This window comes from Methylopila musalis (assembly GCF_042679725.1).
GTDB classification, from domain to species: domain Bacteria; phylum Pseudomonadota; class Alphaproteobacteria; order Rhizobiales; family Methylopilaceae; genus Methylopila; species Methylopila musalis.
Genome location: NZ_JBHTMX010000156.1, coordinates 1 through 6,462, shown reverse-complemented (window position 1 = coordinate 6,462; position 6,462 = coordinate 1). Strand labels below are relative to the sequence as shown.

At 71.1% G+C, this 6,462-nt stretch carries 7 protein-coding genes; all 7 read right to left on the bottom strand.

The genetic code is table 11. The features are described from left to right. Nucleotides 1-101 precede the first annotated feature (101 nt). The 7 genes from ACFQ4O_RS13600 to ACFQ4O_RS13570 all read right to left on the bottom strand — a co-directional run bounded on the left by ACFQ4O_RS13600 (nucleotide 102) and on the right by ACFQ4O_RS13570 (nucleotide 6,449). A complete protein-coding gene (locus tag ACFQ4O_RS13600; protein WP_378776232.1) occupies nucleotides 102-455 on the bottom strand; it encodes a winged helix-turn-helix domain-containing protein in 354 nt (117 codons plus the stop codon). Nucleotides 456-569: 114 nt separating this feature from the next. Then, nucleotides 570-2,738 carry a TonB-dependent receptor plug domain-containing protein gene (locus ACFQ4O_RS13595; protein WP_378776231.1) on the bottom strand — a complete coding sequence of 723 codons (2,169 nt, stop codon included), beginning with the start codon at nucleotides 2,736-2,738 and terminating at the stop codon, nucleotides 570-572. Nucleotides 2,739-2,912: 174 nt separating this feature from the next. Further along, a complete protein-coding gene (gene tsaA / locus ACFQ4O_RS13590; protein ID WP_378776230.1) occupies nucleotides 2,913-3,407 on the bottom strand; it encodes a tRNA (N6-threonylcarbamoyladenosine(37)-N6)-methyltransferase TrmO in 495 nt (164 codons plus the stop codon). Between the two features lie 3 nt (nucleotides 3,408-3,410). Then, a complete protein-coding gene (locus tag ACFQ4O_RS13585; protein WP_378776229.1) occupies nucleotides 3,411-3,617 on the bottom strand; it encodes a TOBE domain-containing protein in 207 nt (68 codons plus the stop codon). Next, nucleotides 3,614-4,405: an ABC transporter ATP-binding protein gene (locus tag ACFQ4O_RS13580; protein WP_378776228.1), complete on the bottom strand. Its 792-nt coding sequence runs from the start codon at nucleotides 4,403-4,405 to the stop codon at nucleotides 3,614-3,616. Before ACFQ4O_RS13580 ends, ACFQ4O_RS13585 begins: the two co-directional genes overlap by 4 nt. Further along, a complete protein-coding gene (locus tag ACFQ4O_RS13575) occupies nucleotides 4,402-5,367 on the bottom strand; it encodes a FecCD family ABC transporter permease (RefSeq protein WP_378776234.1) in 966 nt (321 codons plus the stop codon). Before ACFQ4O_RS13575 ends, ACFQ4O_RS13580 begins: the two co-directional genes overlap by 4 nt. A 68-nt stretch (nucleotides 5,368-5,435) precedes the next feature. Next, the gene (locus ACFQ4O_RS13570; protein WP_378776233.1) at nucleotides 5,436-6,449 is read right to left on the bottom strand and encodes an iron ABC transporter substrate-binding protein; all 1,014 of its coding nucleotides are present in this window, start codon (nucleotides 6,447-6,449) and stop codon (nucleotides 5,436-5,438) included. Nucleotides 6,450-6,462: the final 13 nt, after the last annotated feature.

The window sequence follows — 6,462 nt, the reverse complement described above, 5'->3', positions numbered from 1 at the left end:
CCACGACTTTCCGTCGGGCGCAAGCGTCGACGTCCAAGTCGTGGATGCCCGAGACAAGCTCGGGCATGACAGTTGAGCGTGGTTTCAGACCTGTTTCCGGATCAGGCCGCGTCGTCGGTGGCGCGCACGCCCGCCTGCAGCGCGGCGAGTTCGGCCTTGACGGCCTTGGCGGCCGCCTTCTCCACCGCCCGGTAGCGGGCGACGATCTCCTCGCCGAAGGGCGTCAGCTTCGCGCCGCCGCCATGCTTGCCGCCCGCCTGCGAGGCGACGACGGGGCGGCCGAAGATCTTCGTGGTCTCGTCCACCAGATCCCAGGCGCGGCGGTAGGACATGCCCATGGCCCGGCCGGCGGCGGAGATCGACCCCTCGCGGGCGATCGCCTCCAGCAGCTCGACCTTGCCGGGGCCGACCCGGCCGTCGGGGTCCATGACGATCCACAGTCGCAGAGAAGCCATTCGTCCGCCTGAAAGCCGCACGGCGGCGGGGCGTAACGCCCGCGCCGCCGTGGAGTTCGCAACGGGCGCCAGAGTCGGCGGGCGCAGGCCCGCCGTCAATGGTCCGCGTGGCGGTCAGAACGTCGCCTTGGCCCGGGCGAACAGCGTGCGGCCCGCCTCCGGATAGCCGTACTGGACGGCGTAGTTCTTGTCGAACAGGTTGCGCACGCCGACGCCCGCCGAGAAATTCTCGGTGAAGGCGTAGTCCGCGGACATGTTCACCAGCACGAAGCCGCCGTTCTTGTCATAGGCGTTCTCGCTGCGGTTGGTGGAGTAGCGCGACGAGGACAGCTCCACGCTCGGCGTCAGGTCGAGGCCCTCATAGGCCCGCCACTTGGCGTAGAGCAGCGCGGAATGGCGCGGCGTGCCCACCGGCTTGATCTCCGGGTTCTCGGGCGCGTCGATCTTGCGGCGCAGGTAGGTGTAGTGGCCGCCGAAGGCGAGCGTGTCGGTCGCGGTCCACTCGGCCTTGAGCTCGACGCCGTAATAGTCGCCGTCGCCAACGTTCTGGTTCTGGTTGTAGACGAGCTCCTGCGTGGGATCGGTCGGATCAGTCATCGTGACGGTCACGCCCTGGATGACGTCCTTCACGTCGCTGTAGAAGGCGGTCGCGCCAAGGGTCAGGCCCGGCCGCACCATGTCGGTCCAGCCCATCTCCCAATTCTGCGCCCGCTCGGCCTCAAGGCCGGGATTGGGCAGGGCGTCGCCGAAGCGCGTGGAGAAGCGCTCCCACAGCGTGGGGAAGCGCGTGCGGTCCGAGACGCTGGCGTGGACGCGGCCGGCCTCGCTTAGCTTGTAGATCGCGGCCGCCTGCCAGTTCCACGCGCCGTCGTTCTTCTTGTCGTACTCTCTCAGGTACGAGTCCGCGCCCGAGTCGACCACATACTCCGCCTTGTCGAGCACGCGCCGGTCGTAGGAGAGGCCGGCGACCAGATCGAGCCGTTCGGTGGCGTGGAACGTGTTCTCCAGCGCGAAGGACATGGTGTCCTCCGACTGCTCCGCCTCGGCGTCGAACACGCTGTTGACGCCGGGACTGGCGAGATTGCGCGGCTCGTGCACGTCGCGGCGCCAGTGGAACGCGCCCTTCAGCGTGTTCATGGGGATCAGCTCGGTCCCAAGCTCGACGCTGCCGCCATAGCCGGTCTCGTCGTAATAGCTGTCGAAGGAGCGTCCCGTCGCCCGCGTGGTGAACGTGCCGTCGTCATAAGCCGAGAGCAGGTTGTTCAGCTTGTTGTAGAACAGCTTGCCGTTCACATAGGACTTCTCGCCGAGCGCGGTGTGGGAGAGGAAATAGACGCTCTCATAGTCCCACTTCGGCCATTCCCAGCTGCGCTGGAAGCTCGGCGTGCCCGTGGGCGAGGGGCCGGTGACGCCGCGGATCGGCTCCTCCGTCGAGAACGGCGCCTCCTTGCGGCCTTCCTGCTTGGTGTAGCTGATCGAATACTCGTCCGTGTCGTTGGGCGTGACGCCGGCCTTCAGGTTCACGCGCCAGTCGCGGGTCTCCGCATGGTCGCGCCGGCCGCCGTTCTCGGTCTCCACGCCGCCGAAGCTGACCGGATCGAACCTGCGGGACAGGAAGAAGCCGTCACTGCTGCGGTAGCCCGCGTTGGCCTGCAGGTAGAACTTCTCCTGCAGCGTGCCGAGGGAGGCCGCGCCCACATGGGAGGCGAGCTTGCCGGTGTTGCCGAAGTCGATGGTCTCCTGCGCGCTGAAGTCGAGCGCCTTGGTGGGCTTGCGGGTCACCAGATTGATGGCGCCGCCCATGCCGCCGGGGCCGTTCAGCACCGAGACGTAGCCCTTCTGCACCTCCACCGCCGCCAGATCCGGGGTGATGAAGCGCCCGAGGTCGAGGCGGTTGTCGTAGGGCAGGTAGACGCGCACGCCGTCGATCGACAGCGGCGCCTGGAACAGGTCGAAGCCGCGGATGTAGGCGACCTTCTCGTTCCGGCTGCCGCCGAAGCCGTCCACATGCACGCCGGGAACCAGCGTCAGCGCGTCGTCCAGCGAGGCGCGGTTGAAGACGTACATGTCCTGCGCGGTGGCGCGGTCCTGCGACAGCGCCTGGCCGGAGGTGCCGCCGGCGGCGCGATCCGTGCCGATCACCGAAATCTCGCCGAGCTGGAACACGCCGGTCTCGGACGCGTCCGGGGCCGCGCTCGCGGGAACCGCCTGCGACAGAGCCGGGCCGCAGGCCGCCACCAGCGCTCCCAGCGACACCGCAATACGTGAACGAATATAACGCACGACTGACGTCCTCCTCAGTCCCGACCGACTCGCGGCCGGAGTCCCCCGATAGAACGTCATCGCTGGCATGCCGCGACGGACGCCGCCAGTCACACCATCGCCATATTTCGTCAAACATAGCGATGCGCGCACGGGCGTTGCCGAAACGCAACGTTCCCGGCGTGCGACCGCAGGTCAGCCGCCGATGTCGAAGTCGCCTTTCTGCGGGGCCGCGAGCGGCGTGAACAGGCAGCGGTCCGGCTTCAGGTCGATCAGCGGCGTGCCGTCGAGGCAGTCGAGCCCGCGGACCAGAACCGTCGCGCCTTCGACGCCGACCAGCGTCGCGAGCGAGGTCCCGATCGGGTTCGGTCGCACCGGCGAGCGCAGGGCGAACGTGCCCTTGGTCACGCCGTCTTTGGTGGGGCTCTGGAGCACGAGGTCGCGGCGGGATTCGTGCAGCCAATAGAGCACCTCCACCCGCTCGAACGCCTCGATCCCGGCGAGCGCCGGCGCCCACGGCTCGAAGATGTCGATGCGACAGACCGGGCCGTCCGTCCGCCCCTGCCGCGGACATTCGAGCCGCGAGGTCCACGGGGTGCGGATGCGGCCGATGAAGGTCAGGCCCGCGTCGGTCGCGGGCGGCGGCGCGACGGCGACCTCGCCGTCGCGGATCTCGTTCAGCCGGACCATGGATCAGTCCACGCCGACCATGACGTCGGACGCCTTGATCACCGCATAGGCCTGCTGGCCGGTCTCGAGCTTCAGCTCGTCCACGGCCGCGTTGGTGACGGAGGCGGTGACGATGGTTCCGCCCACGTCGAGCTTCACATGGGCGGTGGTGGCGCCCTTGGTCACCTCGACCACCGTGCCCTTGAGGACGTTGCGCGCGCTGAGCTTCATGGGGTTTCTCCTGATGTGGGCAGGGACGGCGCGACGATGCGCCGGCCGAGTTCGGGAACATAGGGCGTGGCGACCGGGACCCCATACAGCGCCTCGAGCCGTTCCGGGGTGAGCGTCTCCTCCGCGGTTCCGAGCGCCGCGATCCCGCCCTCCGCCATCAGCGCCACGCGGTCGGCGACGAGGAAGGCGTGATCGGGGTCGTGGGTCGACAGCACCACCGCGAGGCCGCGGGCCTTCAGGCCGCGCACCCGCTCCAGCACGCGGGTCTCGTTGCCGAGATCGAGGCTCGCGGTCGGCTCGTCCATCACCAGCACCTTCGGCTCCTGCGCCAGCGCGCGGGCGATCAGCGCCAGCTGGCGCTCGCCGCCGGACAGCTCGGTGTAGACGCGGGGCGCAAGCCGCCCGACGCCGAGGCTGTCGAGCGCAGCTGTCGCCGCCGCGCGGTCCGCCGGGCCGGGGCGATCGAACAGGCCGACCCGCGCGGCGCGGCCCATCAGCGCCATGTCCGCCACCGTGAAGGGAAACAGCGCCGCATGGGCCTGGGGCACATAGGCGACCGCCTGGGCGAGCCTTCGGCGCGGCCAGCGGGCGATGTCCTCGCCGTCGAGCGTCACCCGGCCGGCCTTGGGCGGGATCAGGCCGAGCAGGGTCTTGAACAGGGTGGTCTTGCCGCAGCCGTTCGGCCCGAGCAGGCACAGGACCTCGCCCGGCCGGGCCTCGAGCGCGATGTCGCGACCGACGGTGACGCCGCCATAGCCGGTGGAGAGCGCCTCGGCCGCGAGCGTCACGACCAGCCCCGCCGCGCGGTCGCCAGCAGCCACAGGAAGAACGGCGCGCCGATCGCGGCCGTGAGCACCCCGAGCGGGATCTCGATCGTGGCCGCCTGCCGCGCGACCAGATCGACCCCGACCAGAAAGCCGCCGCCCAGCATCAGCGAGGCCGGGAGCAGCTTCGCGAAATCCGGCCCCACCAGCAGCCGCGCCACATGGGGCACGATCAGCCCGACCCAGCCGATGACCCCGGTGACGGAGACCGCCGCCGCCGTCATCAGCGTCGCGGCGGCGACCAGCAGCGGGCGGAGCGCGCGGGTCTCGACCCCGAGCGCGCGCGCCTCCTCCTCGCCGAGCGTCATCAGGTTCATGCGCCAGCGCAGCGCCACAAGCGGCGCGAGCCCGAGCGCGATCGCGGGCAGCGTCGCGGCCAGATCGCCCCGGGTGACGGAGGCGAGGCTGCCCAGCAGCCAGTAGGTGATGGCGGGGAGCTGGTTGTACGGATCGGCGAGGATCTTGATCAGCGACAGCGCGGCGCCGAGCAGCGCGCCGACCGCGACCCCGGCCAGCACCAGCACCAGCACCGGATCGCGCGTGCGGATCGCCGCGCCGACCGCATAGACCGCCGACACCGCGCCGAGGCCGCCGAGAAAGGCGAGCGTCTGGATCACCAGCACGTCGAGCGACAGGAACACGCCGAGCGCCGCCCCGAGGCTGGCGCCGGCGGAGACGCCCAGAATGTCCGGCGAAACCAGCGGATTGCGGAACAGGCCCTGATAGGTCGCCCCCGCCGCGGCGAGCGCCGCCCCGATGGCGAGCCCCGCCAGCACCCGCGGCAGCCGCACCTGCCAGATCGCGGTCTCGGTCGCCGGATCGAGCCCGGAGGGCAGGCCGAACGGCTTGGTGGCGAGCACGGTCAGCACCTCGCCGGGGGTGGCCGCGAACTTGCCCGAGAACAGGGCGAGCGCGACGATCGCCATCAGCGCCGCCGCCGGCGCCAGCCGCCGCCAGAGCGGCGCGCGAACCTCGACCGCGACCGCGGCTTCGCTCACCGGCCGGCGCCCGCGGGCGACGGGACAGCGCCTGCGGGCGGCAGCAGCCGGTCGAGCTCCGGCTCGCCCAGCGCGACGCCGTAGAACAGGGCGTAGAAGCGTTTCGTCTCGGCCCGGAGGTCGTCGGACGACCCGCCGCCGTAGAGCGCGCTCGCCAGCCAGCGCAGCCCGATCAGCCGGTTCACCGCCGGCGGCGCGTCGAGCCAGCCGAACGGGAGCGATGGCGCGGCGTAGACCCGACCGTCGCGCACGGCCTTGATTCCGGACCAGATCGGGTCGGTTTTCGCCCGCGTTGCGAAACGTTGATCAATGGTGACGACCGCGTCCGGGTTCCAGCCGAGGATCTGCTCGGGCGACACCCGGGCGAGGCCGGTCCCGCCCTCCGCCACATTGACCGCGCCCACTGCGTCGAGCGACTCGACCGTGATCGAGCCCTTGGGCGCGGTCTCCAGCCCGTCCGGCCCGCGGGCGTAATAGACCCGCGGCCGCTCCTCCGCCGGAATGCGCGCGACGCCCTCCGCCACGGAGGCGAGCGTGTCGTCGGCGTAAGCCGCGAGTTCGGCGGCGCGGGTCTCGCGGTTCAGGGCGAGGCCGAGGCTGCGCAAGGTGTCCGGCGATGCGGCCAGCGCGCCGTCGATGAGGATGTAGGGAATGCCGGTCTGCGCCTGCACCCGGTCGGCGAGCGAGGCGTAGGTGGCGTCCACCGAGCCCACGTCCACGATCAGGTCGGGCTTCGCCGCCAGCACGGCCTCGATGTTCGCGGTGCCGCCGCGCCCGGCGAGGCGGCCATAGGCGGGCAGATCGCGAACCTCCGGGCGCAGGAACGGCGTCTCGTCCGCGCCCGGGGCGCGGGTCCAGCCGGCGAGCAGGTCGGGCGCCAGCACATAGATCAGCACCGCCGCCGGCGGCCCGGCCGGCAGAACCCGCTTAGGCGCGTCCGGGATCTCCACGCGCCGGCCGGCGGCGTCGGTGAACACCTTGGCGGCGGCGGGACAGGCCGCGACCAGCAGGACGGCGACGAGC

What these genes read in the sequence shown, in the direction of transcription:
- ACFQ4O_RS13600 (WP_378776232.1), bottom strand. Translation starts at nt 455, where the DNA reads ATGGCTTCTCTGCGACTGTGGATCGTCATGGACCCCGACGGCCGGGTC.
- tsaA (WP_378776230.1), bottom strand. Translation starts at nt 3,407, where the DNA reads ATGGTCCGGCTGAACGAGATCCGCGACGGCGAGGTCGCCGTCGCGCCG.
- ACFQ4O_RS13585 (WP_378776229.1), bottom strand. Translation starts at nt 3,617, where the DNA reads ATGAAGCTCAGCGCGCGCAACGTCCTCAAGGGCACGGTGGTCGAGGTG.
- ACFQ4O_RS13575 (WP_378776234.1), bottom strand. Translation starts at nt 5,367, where the DNA reads ATGGCGATCGTCGCGCTCGCCCTGTTCTCGGGCAAGTTCGCGGCCACC.